11 protein-coding genes are annotated in these 16,664 nt (G+C 64.7%); 7 read left to right on the top strand and 4 right to left on the bottom strand.

What is annotated here, in order from left to right:
• Positions 1–24 precede the first annotated feature (24 nt).
• The gene (gene metH, locus AC1VNY_RS12990) at positions 25–3,879 is read right to left on the bottom strand and encodes a methionine synthase (RefSeq protein ID WP_482405422.1); all 3,855 of its coding nucleotides are present in this window, start codon (positions 3,877–3,879) and stop codon (positions 25–27) included.
• 3 nt (positions 3,880–3,882) lie between these two features.
• Positions 3,883–4,797: a methylenetetrahydrofolate reductase [NAD(P)H] gene (metF, locus tag AC1VNY_RS12985; RefSeq protein WP_016840922.1), complete on the bottom strand. Its 915-nt coding sequence runs from the start codon at positions 4,795–4,797 to the stop codon at positions 3,883–3,885.
• A gap of 389 nt (positions 4,798–5,186) precedes the next feature.
• On the opposite strand from metF, the gene AC1VNY_RS12980 reads away from it, so the two are divergent.
• Complete coding sequence (locus AC1VNY_RS12980) at positions 5,187–6,203, top strand: LLM class flavin-dependent oxidoreductase (protein ID WP_482405421.1); 1,017 nt, start codon at positions 5,187–5,189, stop codon at positions 6,201–6,203.
• A 150-nt stretch (positions 6,204–6,353) separates the two neighbouring features.
• On the opposite strand, the gene AC1VNY_RS12975 is transcribed toward AC1VNY_RS12980, so the two are convergent.
• Together AC1VNY_RS12975 and AC1VNY_RS12970 are read right to left on the bottom strand one after the other, a co-directional pair.
• A complete protein-coding gene (locus AC1VNY_RS12975) occupies positions 6,354–7,214 on the bottom strand; it encodes a prephenate dehydratase (protein ID WP_028334659.1) in 861 nt (286 codons plus the stop codon).
• A 21-nt stretch (positions 7,215–7,235) separates the two neighbouring features.
• Positions 7,236–7,976, bottom strand: a complete 741-nt coding sequence (locus AC1VNY_RS12970; RefSeq protein ID WP_482405420.1) for a 3-deoxy-manno-octulosonate cytidylyltransferase — start codon at positions 7,974–7,976, stop codon at positions 7,236–7,238.
• Between the two features lie 200 nt (positions 7,977–8,176).
• Here AC1VNY_RS12970 and AC1VNY_RS12965 point away from each other — a divergent pair, with 200 nt between their 5' ends.
• The 6 genes from AC1VNY_RS12965 to AC1VNY_RS12940 all read left to right on the top strand — a co-directional run bounded on the left by AC1VNY_RS12965 (position 8,177) and on the right by AC1VNY_RS12940 (position 16,660).
• Entirely contained in the window at positions 8,177–8,725 is a 549-nt protein-coding gene (locus AC1VNY_RS12965; protein WP_028342300.1) for a c-type cytochrome, read from the top strand.
• Positions 8,726–8,940: 215 nt separating this feature from the next.
• On the top strand, positions 8,941–10,845 hold the full coding sequence (locus AC1VNY_RS12960) for an extracellular solute-binding protein (RefSeq protein WP_482405419.1): 1,905 nt from the start codon (positions 8,941–8,943) through the stop codon (positions 10,843–10,845).
• A gap of 17 nt (positions 10,846–10,862) precedes the next feature.
• Positions 10,863–12,734, top strand: coding sequence for an extracellular solute-binding protein (locus tag AC1VNY_RS12955; RefSeq protein WP_482405418.1), 1,872 nt, complete (start codon positions 10,863–10,865; stop codon positions 12,732–12,734).
• Positions 12,735–12,737: 3 nt separating this feature from the next.
• Complete coding sequence (locus tag AC1VNY_RS12950; protein ID WP_016842625.1) at positions 12,738–13,847, top strand: microcin C ABC transporter permease YejB; 1,110 nt, start codon at positions 12,738–12,740, stop codon at positions 13,845–13,847.
• Complete coding sequence (locus tag AC1VNY_RS12945) at positions 13,847–15,031, top strand: ABC transporter permease (RefSeq protein WP_028342296.1); 1,185 nt, start codon at positions 13,847–13,849, stop codon at positions 15,029–15,031. The genes AC1VNY_RS12950 and AC1VNY_RS12945 overlap by 1 nt, the downstream gene beginning before the upstream one ends.
• Before the next feature lie 3 nt (positions 15,032–15,034).
• The gene (locus AC1VNY_RS12940; protein ID WP_482405417.1) at positions 15,035–16,660 is read left to right on the top strand and encodes an ABC transporter ATP-binding protein; all 1,626 of its coding nucleotides are present in this window, start codon (positions 15,035–15,037) and stop codon (positions 16,658–16,660) included.
• Positions 16,661–16,664: the final 4 nt, after the last annotated feature.

Here is a 16,664-nt window from a genome sequence, read left to right as displayed (position 1 = left end):
ACAAGGGGAGAAGGGAAGAAAGAGCTATCCCGCACCCACCTTCTTCTTGCGCCAGGCGAGGTGCACCGCGCAGGTGCAGCCCTGCGGATGCGAGGCCAGCTCCGCGTCGTTGGCGGGCGTCGCGGCGGGCGCGATCGCCGATCCCTTGGCGCCGTCCTGCGCGGGGATGTAGTTCAGCACCGGTGCCAGCCAGCGCTCGATCTCGGCGACCGTCATGGCCTTGCGCGCGGCATAGTCCTCGACCTGGTCGCGCTCGATCTTGCCGACACCGAAGTAGAAGCTTTCGGGATGCGAGAAGTACAGGCCCGAGACCGACGAGCCCGGCCACATCGCAAAGCTCTCGGTCAGCTTTACGCCGGCAGTATTCTCTGCGTCGAGCAGCGCGAACAGCGTCCGCTTCTCGGTGTGGTCGGGCTGCGCCGGATAGCCGGGCGCGGGGCGGATGCCGTCATATTTCTCAAGGATCAGTTCGTCCGCCAACCACGCCTCGTCGGGCGCATAGGCCCAGAACTCCTTGCGCACCCGCTGGTGCATGCGCTCGGCGAAGGCTTCGGCCAGGCGATCGGCCAGCGCCTTGCACAGGATCGAGGAGTAGTCGTCATTGGCGTTCTTGAAGCGGTCCGCGACCGCATCCTCGCCGATCCCCGCGGTGACGACGAAGCCGCCGATATAGTCGGCGATGCCGGTTTCCTTCGGCGCGATGAAGTCGGACAGCGCGGCGTTGAAGCGGCCCTCGCGCTTCTCGAGCTGCTGGCGCAGCGTGTGGAAGGTCGCGATCTTCTGCTTCCGCGTCTCGTCGGCATAGACCTCGATGTCGTCGCCGACGGCGTTCGCCGGCCAGAAGCCGACGGTGGCGCGGGCAGTGAACCACTTCTCCTTGATGATGGTGTCGAGCATCTTGCGCGCGTCGGCATAGAGCGAGCGGGCGACCTCGCCGACCTTGGGATCGTCGAGGATCGCCGGGAAGCGGCCGGTCAATTCCCAGGTCTGGAAGAACGGCGTCCAGTCGATGTAGTCCGCGAGCTCGGCGAGATCGTAGGCGTCAAAACTCTTCAGCCCGAAGAAGGCCGGCTTCTTCGGCGGCGCTGCCGCAAAGTCGATCGCGACCTTGTTGGCGCGGGCGTCGCCCAGCTTCAGCCGCTTCTTGTCGGCCTGGGCGCGGAAATGCGCCGTCGAGATTTTTGCGTATTCGGCCCGCACCTCGGCGGCGTAAGCCCGCTTCTTCTCGGCCGACAGCAGCGAGGAGGCGACGCCGACGGCGCGGCTCGCATCGTTGACGTGCACGACCGGGCCGCCCGGATAGTTCGGGTCGATCTTGACCGCGGTATGCACGCGGCTCGTGGTGGCGCCGCCGATCAGGAGCGGCAGGTTCATGCCCTGCCGTTGCAGCTCGCCGGCGAGGAAGCTCATCTCGTCGAGCGAGGGCGTGATCAGGCCGGACAGGCCGATGATGTCGGCGCCCTCGGCCTTCGCGGTCTCGATGATCTTGTTGGCGGGCACCATGACGCCGAGGTCGATGACCTCGAAATTGTTGCACTGGAGCACGATGCCGACGATGTTCTTGCCGATGTCGTGGACATCGCCCTTCACCGTCGCAAGCACGATCTTGCCCGCGGCGTTGCGGCCGCCGGTGATGCCGTTGGCGAGGTTGCGCGCCTTCTCCTCCTCCATGAACGGCATCAGATAGGCGACCGCCTGCTTCATCACGCGGGCCGACTTCACGACCTGCGGCAGGAACATCTTGCCGTCGCCGAACAGGTCGCCGACCACGTTCATGCCGGCCATCAGCGGGCCCTCGATGACGTCGAGCGGACGGGACGCGTTCTGGCGGGCGGCCTCGGTGTCCTGTTCGATGAACTCGGTGATGCCGTGCACCAACGCGTGGGACAGCCGCTTCTCGACCGGCCATTCGCGCCAGGCGAGATCTTGCTCCTTGGTCTGCTTCTCCTTGCCGCGGAATTTCTCGGCCAGCGCCAGGAGCCGCTCGGAGGCGCCGGGATCGCGGTTGAGGATCACGTCCTCGCAGGTCTGGCGCAGCTCGGGGTCGATGTCGTCATAGACGATCATCTGCCCAGCATTGACGATGCCCATGTCCATGCCGGCATGGATCGCATGATACAGGAACACCGAGTGCATCGCCTCGCGCACCGGCTCGTTGCCGCGGAACGAGAACGACAGGTTGGAGACGCCGCCCGAGATGTGGGCGCCCGGCAGGTTCTGGCGAATCCAGCGCGTCGCCTCGATGAAGTCGACACCGTAATTGTTGTGCTCCTCGAGGCCGGTCGCGATCGCGAAGATATTCGGATCGAAGATGATGTCCTCGGGCGGGAAGTCGAGCCGGCCAACCAGGATATCGTAGGCGCGCTTGCAGATTTCGGTCTTGCGCGCGAACGTGTCGGCCTGGCCGGTCTCGTCGAACGCCATCACCACGACGGCGGCGCCGTGACGTTTGGCGACCGTCGCTTCGTGCAGGAATTTCTCCTCGCCTTCCTTCATCGAGATCGAGTTCACGATCGGCTTGCCCTGGATGCATTTCAGGCCGGCTTCGATGACGTGGAATTTCGACGAGTCGACCATCACGGGCACCCGCGCGATGTCGGGCTCGGCGGCGACGAGGTTGAGGAACGTCACCATCGCCGCTTCGGAATCGAGCAGGCCCTCGTCCATGTTGACGTCGATGACCTGGGCGCCGTTCTCGACCTGGTCGCGCGCGACCTGCAGCGCGGCGGTGTAGTCGCCGGCGGTGATCAGCTTGCGGAAGCGTGCGGAGCCGGTGACGTTGGTGCGCTCGCCGACATTCACGAACGGGATGGCGTCGGTCAGCGTGAACGGCTCGAGGCCGGACAGCCTGAGCCGCGGTGCGATCTCGGGCACCACGCGCGGCTTGTGCGGGGCGACGGCCTTGGCGATCGCCGCGATGTGGTCGGGCGTGGTGCCGCAGCAGCCGCCGACGATGTTGACGAGGCCGGCGGCGGCGAACTCACCGATCAGCCGCGCCATGTAGTCCGGCGTCTCGTCATACTGGCCGAATTCGTTGGGCAGGCCGGCATTCGGGTACGCACACACGAGCGTGTCGGCGACGCGGCCGATATCGGCGATGTGCGCGCGCAGATCCTCGGCGCCGAGTGCGCAGTTGAAGCCGATCGTGATCGGCCTGGCGTGCCGCACCGAATGCCAGAACGCCTCCGGCAATTGCCCGGAGAGCAGGCGGCCGGACTTGTCGGTGATGGTGCCGGAAATCATCACGGGCACGTCGATGCCGCGCTCCTCGATGATCTCGGAAATCGCGTACAGCGCGGCCTTGGCGTTCAGCGTGTCGAAGATGGTCTCGACCAGCAGCAGGTCGGCGCCGCCGTCGAGCAGGCCCTTGGCCTGTTCGCCATAGGCCTTGCGCAGATCGTCGAAGGTGACCGCGCGATAGCCGGGATTGGAGACGTCGGGCGAGATCGAGGCGGTGCGGTTGGTCGGGCCGAGCGCGCCCGCGACAAAGCGCGGCTTGCCGTCTTCGGCGCTCACCCGCTCGGCGGCGGTGCGCGCCAGGCGAGCACCCTGCAGGTTCAGCTCATAGGCGAGGTCCGACATGTCGTAGTCGGCCTGCGCGATCGAGGTCGAGGAGAAGGTGTTGGTCGCGACGATGTCGGCGCCGGCGCGCAGATATGCGGCGTGGATGTCCGTGATCGCAGCGGGCTGGGTCAGGATCAACAGATCGTTGTTGCCCTTGATGTCGCGGTGGAAGTCCGCAAAGCGCGCGCCGCGGAAAGCGGCTTCGTCGAATTGCAGGCCCTGGATCATCGTGCCCATGGCGCCGTCGAGCACCAGGATGCGCTCGCGGGCAGCCGCGAGCAAAGCGTTACGCTTGGGGGAAACGGGAACGGACATGTGTCAGGCAGCTTTCTGGGCACCGTTCGGCCGGATGCCGAGCAGGTGGCTGATCGCGAACACGAGGTCCGCGCGGTTCATGGTGTAGAAGTGGAAGGTGTCGACGCCGTGCTTGAACAGCTTCTGCACCTGGCCGGCGGCGACGGTGGCGGCGACCAGCTTGCGGGTCTCGGCGTCGTTGTCGAGGCCCTCGAACTTCTCGGCGAGCCAGTCCGGCACGCTGGTGCCGGCGCGCGTCACGAAATTGCGCGCCTGCTTGAAATTGTGCATCGGCATGATGCCCGGCACGATCGGAATCTCGATGCCGCGCGCGCGCACCCGGTCGACGTAGCGGTGGTAGAGGTCGTTGTCGAAGAACACCTGGGTAATCGCGCGCGTCGCGCCGGCGTCGACCTTGGCCTTCAACGTGTCGATGTCGGCGTCGAAATCCTTCGCTTCCGGATGCTTCTCCGGATAGGCGGACACCGAGATCTCGATGTCGGCGTGGCGCCTCTTGATTCCGGCGACGAGCTCGGCCGAGCTCTGGTAGCCGTCCGGATGGGTGAAGTACGGCGTGCCGATGCCGCCGGGCGGATCGCCGCGCAGCGCGACGATGTGACGGACGCCGACCTCATGATAGCGGTCGACGATGTCGTCGATCTCGCCGCGCGAGGCGCTGACGCAGGTCAGATGCGCGGCCGGCAGCAGATCGGTCTCGCGCAGGATGCGGGTGATCGTGGAATGGGTGCGCTCGCGGGTCGAGCCGCCGGCGCCGTAGGTGACCGAGACGAAGTTCGGCGTCAGCGGCGCCAGGCGATTGATCGTCTCCCAGAGATTGCGCTCCATCTCCTCGGTCTTCGGCGGGAAGAACTCGAAGGAGATTTTCGGCGCCTTGGGCGCACGCGGTGCGTTCGGCACGGAGGAAATGGTCTCGGTCATGATACGCAAAGGCTCCGCAACTGGAGGGCAGACGTCCGGCCTGGATATGAAGGCCCTAAGATAAGCCAAACGCGTGGGATCAAACAGCCCATCGGATATGGGAAATTGCCCATTCGTGGCGTCGATTCGGCAAAAATTGACTATCAAGAACGTTCGGTGGGCAGGTAGTCTGTTTCGCGATTGCAGTATTAATGTATTGAAAATATTGATATAATAATGATTTTCCAAGTGATTGGAGGTCGAAATCGATTGTGGGTAGTTTGGCGCATCAATGAATCGACGTATATCGTCCCAAAATCAGCGACTGCTGGCGCCGACGTTCCGCTGCGGGACTGGTCTGCGCGGCCGGGGCCTTTGTCGCCCCGTGGCGCCACACTAGGTTGACGGCCATGATTCCGCTCTCCGTCCTCGACCTGTCCGTCGTCACCACTGGCACCAGGCCGGCCGCTGCGCTCCGCAACAGCATCGATCTGGCGCGCCATGTCGATGGTCTCGGCTACACACGCTATTGGCTCGCCGAACACCACAACCTTGCTTCCGTCGCGAGTCCGGCGCCCGATCTGATGATCGGGCAGATCGCGGCGGTGACGCAGCATATCCGTGTCGGCTCCGGCGGCGTGATGCTGCCCAACCATGCGCCGCTGGTCGTCGCCGAACGCTTCAAGATGCTGGAGGCGCTGTTTCCCGGCCGCATCGATCTCGGCCTCGGCCGCGCGCCCGGCACCGACGGCGCCACCGCCTACGCGCTGCGCAGCCGGCTCGATCGCCGCGAGGGCGATGATTTCCTCGAGCGGCTGCACGAGCTGACCTTGTGGGAGACGCGCGATTTCCCACCCGGCCATCCCTACAACAATGTGGTGGCGATGCCGGATGACTCGCCGTTGCCGCCGATCTGGCTGCTCGGCTCGAGCGACTATTCCGCCGAGCTCGCAGCCCAGGTCGGGATGGGCTTTGCATTCGCGCATCATTTTGCCACTCACGACGCAATTGCAGCGATGACGAACTACCGCGCGCATTTCAAGCCATCGGGCTGGCGCGCGACGCCGCAGTCGATCCTGGCGGTCGCGGTTGTTACGGCGGAGACCGACGCGGAAGCCGAGCGGCTTGCGATGTCGATGGATCTCAACCGGCTGCGCCGCGACCGCGGCCAGTATCTGCCGCTGCCTAGCGTCGAGGAGGCAGAAGCCTATCCCTACACCGCCGCCGAGCGCGCCTCGATCGCGCGCAACCGCGCCCGTCTCTTCGTCGGCAGCCCCGCAACCGTGATGACGAAGCTGCAGCCGCTGATCGCGGCGACCCAGGCCGACGAGCTGATGGTGATATCAGCGGTCTACGACCACGCGGCGCGGAAGAAGTCGTACAGCCTGCTTGCCGAGGCGTTCGGGCTCGCGAAGAGGGCGGCATAAAGATTGTCGTCCCGGCGCAGGCCGGGACCCATAACCACCGGTGGTGATTGTTGCGCGACGCTTGAACGACGAGTCCCACCCACAACGTCCGCTGCGGCGTATGGGTCCCGGCCTTCGCCGGGACGACGTATGGAGGACGGCGCGTGCGGCTCAGTCCTGCGTCTCGCTGAAGGTCGCGCGGAACGGGTGGCCGGGATAGACACCGACGATGCGGAATTCGCGCGAGAAGAATTTCAATTCCTCGATCGCAAAGGCGAGCCCGCGGTCGTCGGGGTGACCGTCGACATCGGCATAGAATTGCGTGGCGAAGAAATTGCCGTCGACCATGTAGCTTTCGAGCTTGGTCATGTTGACGCCGTTGGTGGCAAAGCCGCCCAGCGCCTTGTAGAGCGCGGCGGGCAAGTTGCGCACCCGGAAGACAAAAGTCGTGACCAGCGGCCCCGAGCCCTGCGCGGCCCATTTGGCCTCGCGCGCCAGCACGACGAAGCGGGTGGTGTTGTGGGCCTCGTCCTCGATGTCCTCGGCGAGAATGTCGAGGCCGTAGATATCGGCCGCGAGGCGGGAGGCGATCGCCGCCACGCTCTTGTCGCCGCGCTCGGAGATGTCGCGGGCGCTGCCGGCGGTGTCGGCGGCGACGATCGGCTTGATGCCGAGCTTGCGGATGACGCGGCGGCACTGGCCGAGCGCGTGGACGTGGCTCTCCACGCTCTTGATGTCGGCGAGCTTGGTGCCCTTGATCGCCATCAGCTGGTGGCGGATCGGCAAGAACCATTCGCCGACGATGAACAGGCCCGAGGCCGGCAAGAGATGGTGGATATCGGCGACGCGGCCGGCGACCGAATTCTCGATCGGGATCATGCCGAGATCGGCCTCGCCCGAGGAAATCGCCGCCAGCGCGTCCTCGAAGGTCGGGCAGGGCATCGGCTCGGCGTCGGGATAGGCCTCGACGATTGCGATATGGGAATTGGCGCCAGGTTCGCCCTGGAACGCGATTTTCAGCTTCTTGGTCATGGGTGGCCTTTTACCAGCCGGTCAGGCTTTGGAAAGTATCCGCCGGGCGGTTTCGAGGTCGGCCGGGGTGTCGACGCCGCGCGGGACGGTGTCGACGATGGTGATGTCGATCCGCATCCCCGCTTCCAGCGCGCGGAGCTGCTCGAGCTTTTCCTGCTGCTCCAGCGGCGAGGGCGGCAGCGCTACGAACCGCTCCAGCGCGGCGCGGCGATAGGCGTAGAGACCGATATGATGGTAGCGCGGCCCGTCGCCATGGGGCGCGGTGGCGCGCGTGAAATACAGCGCGCGCAACCGGTTCGGCCCGATCGGCGAGCCGACTGCCTTGACGACGCTGGGGGCCTGATCCTCCTCCTCGCTATGGATGCGCGAGGCCAGGGTCGAGATGTCGACTGCGGGATCGTCGAGCGCCGGCATCACGCTGCGGATGGTCTCGGGACTGATGGTCGGGAAATCGCCCTGCAGATTGACCACGATCTCGGCATGGCCGGCTGGGTCGAGGGTCGTCATCGCTTCATAAATCCGGTCCGAGCCGGACGGGTGGTCGGGGCGGGTCATCACGACCTCGCCTCCGGCAGCCTTCACCGCCGTAGCGATCTCGGCCGTGTCGGTGGCGACCGCAACCCGGCCGATGCCTGCCGCCTCGGCCCGCCGCAGCACATGGACGATCATCGGCACGCCGGCGATCTCGAGCAGCGGTTTTCCTGGCAACCGGGTGGCGGCCATGCGAGCCGGAATCAGCACCAAGGTACGGGGTTGGGTCATTCGTGTCGGGGCCCGTCCGGCCTGCGGAAATTGCCGGGGAGGAGGTTGAATTCGGCGCGTTTATACGGGTTGCCAGAGCGCGGGCAAACCGATATCTCAACCCTGCTTGGGGCGGTGCGATAAGGCCGATTCCCAGGTCTTTCCCCGCGGCCGTATTCCCGGCCTGAAGTCGACATTCAAGGCCCGGAGCCTGACCAAAAATGGACTCCTTCGAACTCAACAAAATCCTCGGTGCGGTTCTCGGCACCTGCATCGTCGTCCTGGTGATGAGCTTTGCCGCCAGCGCGAAATTCGCGCCGAAGCTGCCGGAGAAGCCGGGTTTTGAGATCGCGGTGAAGGAAGAGTCCCATGGCGGTGGCGGCGAGGCCGCTGCGGCCGCATCCGAGCCGATCGAGAAGCTGCTGCAGACCGCTTCCGTCGAGAAGGGCGCGGCGGCCGCCAAGAAGTGCCAGGCCTGCCACACCTTCGAGAAGGGCGGTCCCAACCGCGTCGGTCCGAACCTGTTCGGCGTCGTCGGCGAGAAGAAGGGCGAGGGCCGTGGCTTCAATTTCTCGGCTGCGATGAAGGGCAAGGGCGGCGAATGGTCGTTCGACGACCTCAACAAGTTCCTGACCAACCCGAAGGGCTTCATCCCGGGCACCGCGATGGGCTTCGCCGGCGTGCCGAAGGACAGCGAGCGCGCCGACATCATCGCCTATCTGAATTCGAACTCGGAGCACCCGGCTCCGCTCCCGACCGCCTCGAAGTAACGATTTGCTTCGCGCAAGCATGCGGATGAAACGGCCAGGCAATGCCTGGCCGTTTTCGCATGGGGAATCCGTTGTCGCGGGGTTGTTATCGGGACGTTTCGCCGCACCGATATTGTTCCCGGGCCAATATCATGAGGAAAAAGCAACGTAATTTGTCGAACCGTTGCCTTATATTGGGTCCCATGTAAGCGGGGCCGCAAGCAGGAAGACCGAATTTGGCGATCACCCGACGACACCTCCTTCAAGGCAGCGCACTGGCGGCAATGGCTCCGGCGCTCGGACTCACCCCCGGCCTGTCGGCGATCACGCCGGCCTTCGCCGACGATGCCCCCAACGGGCTGAAATGGCGGCACGGCCTCTCGACCTACGGCGAAATCAAATATCCCGCCGACTTCAAGCGCTACGACTACGTCAAGCCGGACGCGCCGAAGGGCGGCGTGGTGCGGCTGTTCCAGCCCGGCACCTATGACAGCTTCAACCTCGTCGTTGCGGGGTTGAAGGGCTCCGTGTCGGCGGCTGTCGCTCGCATCTACGACTCGCTGATGGAGGCCTCGCTCGACGAGCCCGATACCTATTACGGCGAACTCGCCGAGGCGGCAGCCTTTCCCGATGATTTCTCCTATGTGATCTACCGCCTGCGGCCCGGATCACGCTGGCACGACGGCAAGCCGGTCACGCCGGAGGACGTGATCTTCTCCTTCGAGTCGTGGAAGGCGAACAGCCCGATGTTCAGCGCCTACTACCGGCATATCGTAAAGGCCGAGAAGATCGGCGATCGCGACGTCAAGTTCACCTTCGACAGCGCAGGCAACCGCGAGCTGCCGATGATTACCGGCCAGCTCACCATTTTGCCCAAGCATTGGTGGGAAGGCACCGACGCGCAGGGCAAGAAGCGTGACATCAGCGCGAGCACGCTGGAGCCGCCGCTCGGCTCGGGTCCCTATCGGATCAAGGAGTTCGTCGCCGGACGGTCGGTCGTGCTTGAGCGCGTCAAGGACTACTGGGGCAAGGACATTCCGATCGCGATCGGACAGAACAATTTCGACGAACTGCGCTACGAATATTTCCGCGACGACACGGTCGCGCGCGAGGCGCTGAAGGCCGACCAGTTCGATTGGTACGGCGAGCGCAGCGCGAAGGAGTGGGCGTCGGCCTACGACGTTCCGCCGGTGCGTGAGAAGCGGCTGCTCAAGGAGCTCTTCACCGTCCGCAACCAGGGTCGGATGCAGGGCTGGGTGTTCAACCTGAGGCGCCCGAAATTCGCCGACCCCAGACTGCGCCGCGCCTTCAACTACGCGTTCGATTTCGAAGAGATGAACCGCGTGCTTTCGACCGGCGACTATCATCGCGATTCAAGCTATTTCGACGGCATCCCCGATCTGATGGCGACCGGCCTGCCGGAAGGCAAGGAGCTCGAGATCCTGGAGACAGTGCGCGACAAGGTGCCGCCGGAAGTCTTCACGACGCCCTACAAGGATCCGGTCGGCGGCACACCGGAAAACGTGCGCGCCAATCTGCGCGAGGCGACGCGGCTGTTGAAGGAAGCCGGCTTCGAGATTCGCGACCGCAAGCTGGTCGATTCGTCCGGTCAGCCGTTCACGGTCGAGATACTCGGCAACAGCGGCGATTCCGGTATGGAGCGGATCGCACTGTTCTACAAGCCGAGCCTTGAGCGCCTCGGCATCACCGTCAATCTGCGTGCCGTGGACACGGTGCAGTATCAGAACCGGGTCCGCGAATACGATTTCGAGATGGTAACCCAGGTCTGGGGACAATCGATCTCGCCCGGCAACGAGCAGCGCGACAATTTCGGTTCGCAGGCGGCCGACCGGCCCGGCTCGAACAATCTTCCCGGCATCAAGAATCCGGCGGTCGATGCCATCATCGAACGCATCATCTTCGCCACCAGCCGCGTCGATCAGGTCGCCGCCGCCAAGGCGCTGGACCGGGTCTTGCTCTGGAACTTCTATCTTGTTCCACACTTCAATTACGACAAGCAGCGCTATGTCTATTGGGATCGCTTCAGCCATCCCGACCCGCTGCCGAAATACGCTGTTTCGGGATTCCCAAATCTTTGGTGGTACGACGCCGACAAGGCGGCCAAGCTCAAGCGTTCATAAAACTCAAGGATTCGCGCATGGCGCTATTCTCCCGTCGGCACGCACTCGGTCTCGGCATCGGTGCGTTGAGTGCTGCAGGCTTGCGTGCTGCACCGGCGGTGGCCGACAACGGAACCGGGATGCACGGCATGTCGGTGTTCGGCGACCTGAAATATCCGGCGGATTTCAAGATCTTCGACTACGTCAATCCGAAGGCGCCAAAGGGCGGGGCGTTCTCGGTGATCCCGTGGGTGCGCGGTTACAACCAGTCCTACTACACCTTCAATTCGCTGAATGCCTACGTCCTCAAGGGCGAAGGCGCGCAGGGCATGGACATGACGTTCGCGACGCTGATGTCGCGCGCCAACGACGAGCCCGACGCGATGTACGGCTATTCCGCGAGTTCGGTGCAGATCTCGCCGGACAAGCTGACCTACCGCTTCACCATGCGCCCCGAGGCGCGCTTCCATGACGGCTCGAAGCTGACCGCGCAGGATGTCGCCTTCTCGCTCAATACGCTGAAGGAAAAAGGCCACCCTCTGATCCAGGTGCAGCTGCGCGACTTCGTCAAGGCCGAGGCGCCCGATGACGCGACCGTGGTGGTGACCTTCGCGGCGGGGCGCGCGCGCGACGTGCCGCTCTATGTCGCGGGCCTGCCGATTTTTTCCAAGGCCTATTACGCGAACCGGTCCTTCGAGGACTCGACGCTCGATGCGCCGCTCGGCTCGGGGCCGTACAAGGTCGGCCGGTTCGAGGTCAACCGCTACGTCGAATTCGACCGCATCAAGGACTGGTGGGGCGCCGAGCTGCCGGTCAATCGCGGCAGCTACAATTTCGACACCGTGCGCTACGAATTCTATCGCGACCGCGATGTGGCGTTCGAGGGCTTCACCTCGAAGAGCTATCTGTTCCGCGAGGAGTTCACCGCGCGCGTCTGGGCGACACGCTACGATTTCCCCGCGGTGAAGGATGGCCGCGTCAAGCGCGAGACCCTGCCCGACGATACGCCGTCCGGCGCACAGGGCTGGTTCATCAACACGCGCCGCGACAAGTTCAAGGATCCACGCGTGCGCGAGGCGCTGATCTGCGCCTTCGACTTCGAGTGGACCAACAAGACCATCATGTACGATGCCTATGCGCGCACCGTGTCGCCGTTCCAGAACTCGGATATGGTGGCGGATGGGCCTCCCTCGCCGGAGGAGCTGGCGCTGCTCGAGCCGTTCCGCGGCCAGGTGCCCGATGAGGTGTTCGGCCTGCCGTTCGTGCCGCCGATGTCCGACGGTTCCGGCCAGGATCGCGCGCTGCTGCGCAAGGCGGTGCAGCTGCTCAACGAGGCCGGCTGTGTCGTCAAGGACGGCAAGCGCGTGCTGCCGAACGGCGAGCCCATCACCATCGAATTCCTCAACGATGAGCCCTCGCTGCAGCCGCACCATGGGCCTTACATCAAGAACCTCGGCACGCTCGGCATCGCGGCAACGTTCCGTCTGGTCGACGCGGTGCAGTACCGCGCCCGGGTGGAAGATTTCGATTTCGACATGACCATGCAGCGCTTCAGCTTCTCGGCGACGCCCGGCGACAGCATGCGGCCGTTCTTCTCCTCGCACGCCGCGAAGACCAAGGGCTCCTACAATCTCGCAGGCATCGCCAATCCCGCGATCGACGTGCTGATCGAGAAGATCATCGGCGCCAACAGCCGCCATGAGCTGACGATCGCCTGCCGCGCCTTCGACCGCGTGTTCCGCGCCGGCCGCTACTGGGTGCCGCAATGGTACCGCAACACGCACCCGATCGCTTATTGGGACCAGTTCGGCCATACCGAGAAGCTGGCGAAATATGCCCAGGGCGTCGGCGCCCCGGAGAACTGGTGGTATGATGCGGCCAAGGCCGCGAAGCTCGAGCAGGCGAAGTAGCCGATGAGCGCCTATATCGCCCGACGTATCTTCCTGATGCTGCCAACGCTGCTCGGCATCCTGTTCGTCTCCTTCGTGGTCGTGCAGTTTGCCCCCGGCGGTCCGGTCGAGCGTGTCATCGCGCAGATCAACGGCGCCGACACCGGCGGCACGTCGCGGGTGTCGGGAGGCGGCGGCGATTTCGGCGCGCAGCGCGGCCAGGGCGCGGGCGCCGGCGCGGCCATCAACTCGAAATACCGCGGCGCGCAGGGCCTCGATCCTGATTTCATCAAGAAGCTCGAGGTGCAGTTCGGCTTCGACAAGCCGGCGCCGGAGCGGTTCGCGCTGATGGTGTGGAATTTCGCGCGGTTCGATTTCGGCAACAGCTATTTCCGCAGCGTCAGCGTGCTGCAGCTGATCAAGGAGAAGCTGCCGGTCTCGATGTCGCTCGGCATCTGGATGACGCTGCTGACCTATCTGATCTCGATCCCGCTCGGCATCCGCAAGGCGGTACAGGACGGCTCGCGGTTCGATACCTGGACCTCGGCGGTGATCATCATCGGCTTTGCGATACCGGGCTTCCTGTTCGCGATCCTCCTGATCGTGCTGTTTGCCGGCGGCTCATTCCTCAATATCTTTCCGCTGCGCGGCCTGACCTCGGACGGCTGGGCGCAATTCCCCTGGTACTGGAAGATCATCGACTATTTCTGGCACCTGACGCTGCCGCTGGTATCGATGGCGCTCGGCGCCTTCGCCACCATGACCCTGCTGACCAAGAACTCGTTCCTCGACGAGATCCGCAAGCAATATGTGATGACCGCGCGCGCCAAGGGTTGCAGCGAGCGCCAGGTGCTGTACGGCCACATCTTCCGCAACGCCATGCTGATCGTGATCGCCGGCTTCCCCGGCGCGTTCATCCACGCGTTCTTCTCCGGCTCGCTGCTGATCGAAACCATCTTCTCGCTCGACGGGCTCGGCCTGCTTGGCTTCGAGAGCGTGTTGAACCGCGACTATCCGGTGGTGTTCGGGACGCTGTTCATCTTCTCGCTGGTCGGACTGGTGGTCAATCTGCTCTCCGATCTCGCCTATATGTGGATCGATCCACGGATCGACTTTGAAGCGCGGGAGGTCTGATGACGATGCTCGCGCCCCAACCGGTCGAGACCTCGACGCAATCGCCGCTCGGCGAGGCGGTGCCCGCGACGCGGCACGGCTTTTCGCCGTCGCCGCTGAACAGGCGGCGCTGGCAGAACTTCAAGGCCAATCGCCGCGGCTACTGGTCGTTCTGGATCTTCCTCGTGCTGTTCGTGGCGTCGCTGTTCGCCAATTTCATCGCCAACGACAAGCCGCTGATGGTCAAATATGACGGCCGCCTGTACTGGCCGGTGATCTTCACCTACGCCGAGACCACGTTCGGCGGTGACTTCGAGACCGCAGCCGATTATCGCGATCCTTACCTGCAGAAGCAGATCGCCGCCAAGGGCGGCAGCATGATCTGGCCGCCGATCCGTTACTCCTACGACAGCCGCAACCTCGATCCGCCGACGGCGGTGCCGTCGAAGCCGACCTGGCTCCTGACCGAAGAGCAGTGCAAGGACGTGGTGAAGCGGAAGGGACTGACCGGGTGCCGCGACCTCGAATACAACTGGCTCGGCACCGACGATCAGGGCCGCGACGTGGTCGCGCGGCTGATCTACGGCTTCCGCATCTCGGTGCTGTTCGGCCTGACGCTGACCATCCTGTCCTCGATCATCGGCATCGCCGCCGGCGGCGTGCAGGGCTATTTCGGCGGCTGGACCGATCTCATGTTCCAGCGGCTGATCGAGATCTGGACCGCGATCCCCTCGCTCTATCTGCTGCTGATCATTTCGGCGGTGCTGCCGCCGGGCTTCTTCATCCTGCTCGGCATCCTGCTGTTGTTCTCCTGGGTCTCGCTGGTCGGCCTGGTGCGCGCCGAGTTCCTGCGCGGCCGCAACTTCGAATACATCCAGGCGGCGCGCGCGCTCGGCGTGTCCAACGGCGTGATCATGTTCCGCCACCTGCTGCCGAACGCGATGGTCGCGACCATGACGTTCCTGCCCTTCATCGTCTCGTCCTCGGTGATGACGCTGACGGCGCTGGATTTCCTCGGCTTCGGCCTGCCGCCCGGTTCGCCCTCGCTCGGCGAATTGCTGTCGCAGGGCAAGGCCAACGTGCAGGCGCCGTGGCTCGGCCTCACCGGATTCTTCTCGGTCGCGATCATGCTGTCGCTCCTGATCTTCATCGGCGAAGCCGCGCGCGACGCCTTCGATCCACGCAAGACGTTCTCGAAGGGCTGAGGCATGGACGCGATCAACCAGCCTTTGCTCGATGTCCGCGACCTCTCGGTCGCCTTCGGCCGCGCGCTTGCGGTCGACGGCATCTCGTTCTCGATCAAGCGCGGCGAGTGCGTCGCGCTGGTCGGCGAATCCGGTTCGGGAAAATCCGTCAGCGCGCTGTCGGTGCTGAAGCTGCTGCCCTATCCGACGGCATCGCATCCCAGCGGCGCGATCCGCTTCCGCGGCCGCGACCTCCTGACCGCGTCCGACCAGGAGATGCGCGAGGTCCGCGGCAACGACATCTCGATCATCTTCCAGGAGCCGATGACCTCGCTCAATCCGCTCCAGACCATCGAGACCCAGATCGGCGAGATCCTGTCGCTGCACAGGGGCGTCAGTGGCGCGGTGGCGCGGGCGCGGACGCTGGAGCTGTTGGGCCAGGTCGGCATCCCAGAGCCGGAGACGCGGCTCAAGAGCTATCCGCACCAATTGTCCGGCGGCCAGCGCCAGCGCGTGATGATCGCGATGGCGCTCGCCAACGAGCCCGATCTGTTGATCGCGGACGAGCCGACCACCGCGCTCGACGTCACCGTGCAGGCGCAGATCCTGGCATTGCTCGCCGAGATCCGGGCGCGGCTCGGTATGAGCCTCTTGTTCATCACCCACGACCTCGGCATCGTCCGGCGCATCGCCGACACGGTCTGCGTGATGAACAACGGCAAGATCGTCGAGCAGGGTCCGGTCGAGCAGGTCTTCACCGCGCCGAAGCACGCCTATACCCAGGCGCTGCTCGCGGCCGAGCCGAAGCCCGATCCGGCGCCGCCGCAGCCGGGCGCAGCGGTCGTGATGTCGGCGGACAATCTCAAGGTCTGGTTTCCGATCAAGCGCGGGCTGCTCCGCTCGACCGTCGGCCACATCAAGGCGGTCGATGGCGTCAGCCTCGCGGTGCGCAAGGGCGAGACGCTTGGCGTGGTCGGCGAATCCGGTTCCGGCAAGACCACGCTCGGGCTCGCGCTGCTTCGGCTGATTTCGTCCGATGGTCCGATCGTGTTCCTCGGCAACGACATCCAGGGCCTGCGCTTCAAGCAGATGCGGCCGTTCCGCCGCGACATGCAGATCGTGTTCCAGGATCCGTTCGGCTCGCTCAGCCCGCGCATGTCGGTTGCCGACATCATCGCCGAGGGGCTCGAGGTGCACCAGAAGCAGCTGTCGCGCGAGGAGCGTGAAGCGCGGGTGATCAAGGCTTTGAAGGATGTCGGGCTCGATCCCGACTGGCGCTTCCGCTATCCGCACGAATTCTCCGGCGGCCAGCGCCAGCGCATCTCGATCGCGCGCGCGGTCGTGCTGGAGCCGAATTTCGTCGTGCTGGACGAGCCGACCAGCGCGCTCGACATGCTGCTGCAGGCCCAGATGGTCGACCTGCTGCGCGACCTGCAGCGCAAGCGCGATCTCACCTATATGTTCATCTCGCACGATCTGCGCGTGGTCGCCTCGCTGGCGAGCCATTTGATCGTGATGAAGTCCGGCAAGGTCGAGGAGGAGGGACCGGCCTCCGAGCTGTTCAAGAATCCGAAGAGCGACTACACCCGCGCGCTGTTCGCCGCCGCGTTCCGCATCGAAGCGGCCGGCGACGGGGCGGTGGCGACGTAATCTT

It is taken from the genome of Bradyrhizobium ferriligni (genome assembly GCF_056837965.1).
The sequence above is the reverse complement of the archived record's forward strand: the minus strand, read 5'-3'. Positions and strand labels throughout refer to the sequence as shown.

Bases quoted from the DNA above. Each gene is read 5' to 3' on its own strand.
- AC1VNY_RS12975 (WP_028334659.1), bottom strand. From the start codon at position 7,214: ATGACCAAGAAGCTGAAAATCGCGTTCCAGGGCGAACCTGGCGCCAAT.
- AC1VNY_RS12955 (WP_482405418.1), top strand. From the start codon at position 10,863: ATGGCGCTATTCTCCCGTCGGCACGCACTCGGTCTCGGCATCGGTGCG.
- AC1VNY_RS12980 (WP_482405421.1), top strand. From the start codon at position 5,187: ATGATTCCGCTCTCCGTCCTCGACCTGTCCGTCGTCACCACTGGCACC.
- AC1VNY_RS12950 (WP_016842625.1), top strand. From the start codon at position 12,738: ATGAGCGCCTATATCGCCCGACGTATCTTCCTGATGCTGCCAACGCTG.
- AC1VNY_RS12940 (WP_482405417.1), top strand. From the start codon at position 15,035: ATGGACGCGATCAACCAGCCTTTGCTCGATGTCCGCGACCTCTCGGTC.
- AC1VNY_RS12965 (WP_028342300.1), top strand. From the start codon at position 8,177: ATGGACTCCTTCGAACTCAACAAAATCCTCGGTGCGGTTCTCGGCACC.
- metF (WP_016840922.1), bottom strand. From the start codon at position 4,797: ATGACCGAGACCATTTCCTCCGTGCCGAACGCACCGCGTGCGCCCAAG.
- AC1VNY_RS12970 (WP_482405420.1), bottom strand. From the start codon at position 7,976: ATGACCCAACCCCGTACCTTGGTGCTGATTCCGGCTCGCATGGCCGCC.
- metH (WP_482405422.1), bottom strand. From the start codon at position 3,879: ATGTCCGTTCCCGTTTCCCCCAAGCGTAACGCTTTGCTCGCGGCTGCC.
- AC1VNY_RS12945 (WP_028342296.1), top strand. From the start codon at position 13,847: ATGACGATGCTCGCGCCCCAACCGGTCGAGACCTCGACGCAATCGCCG.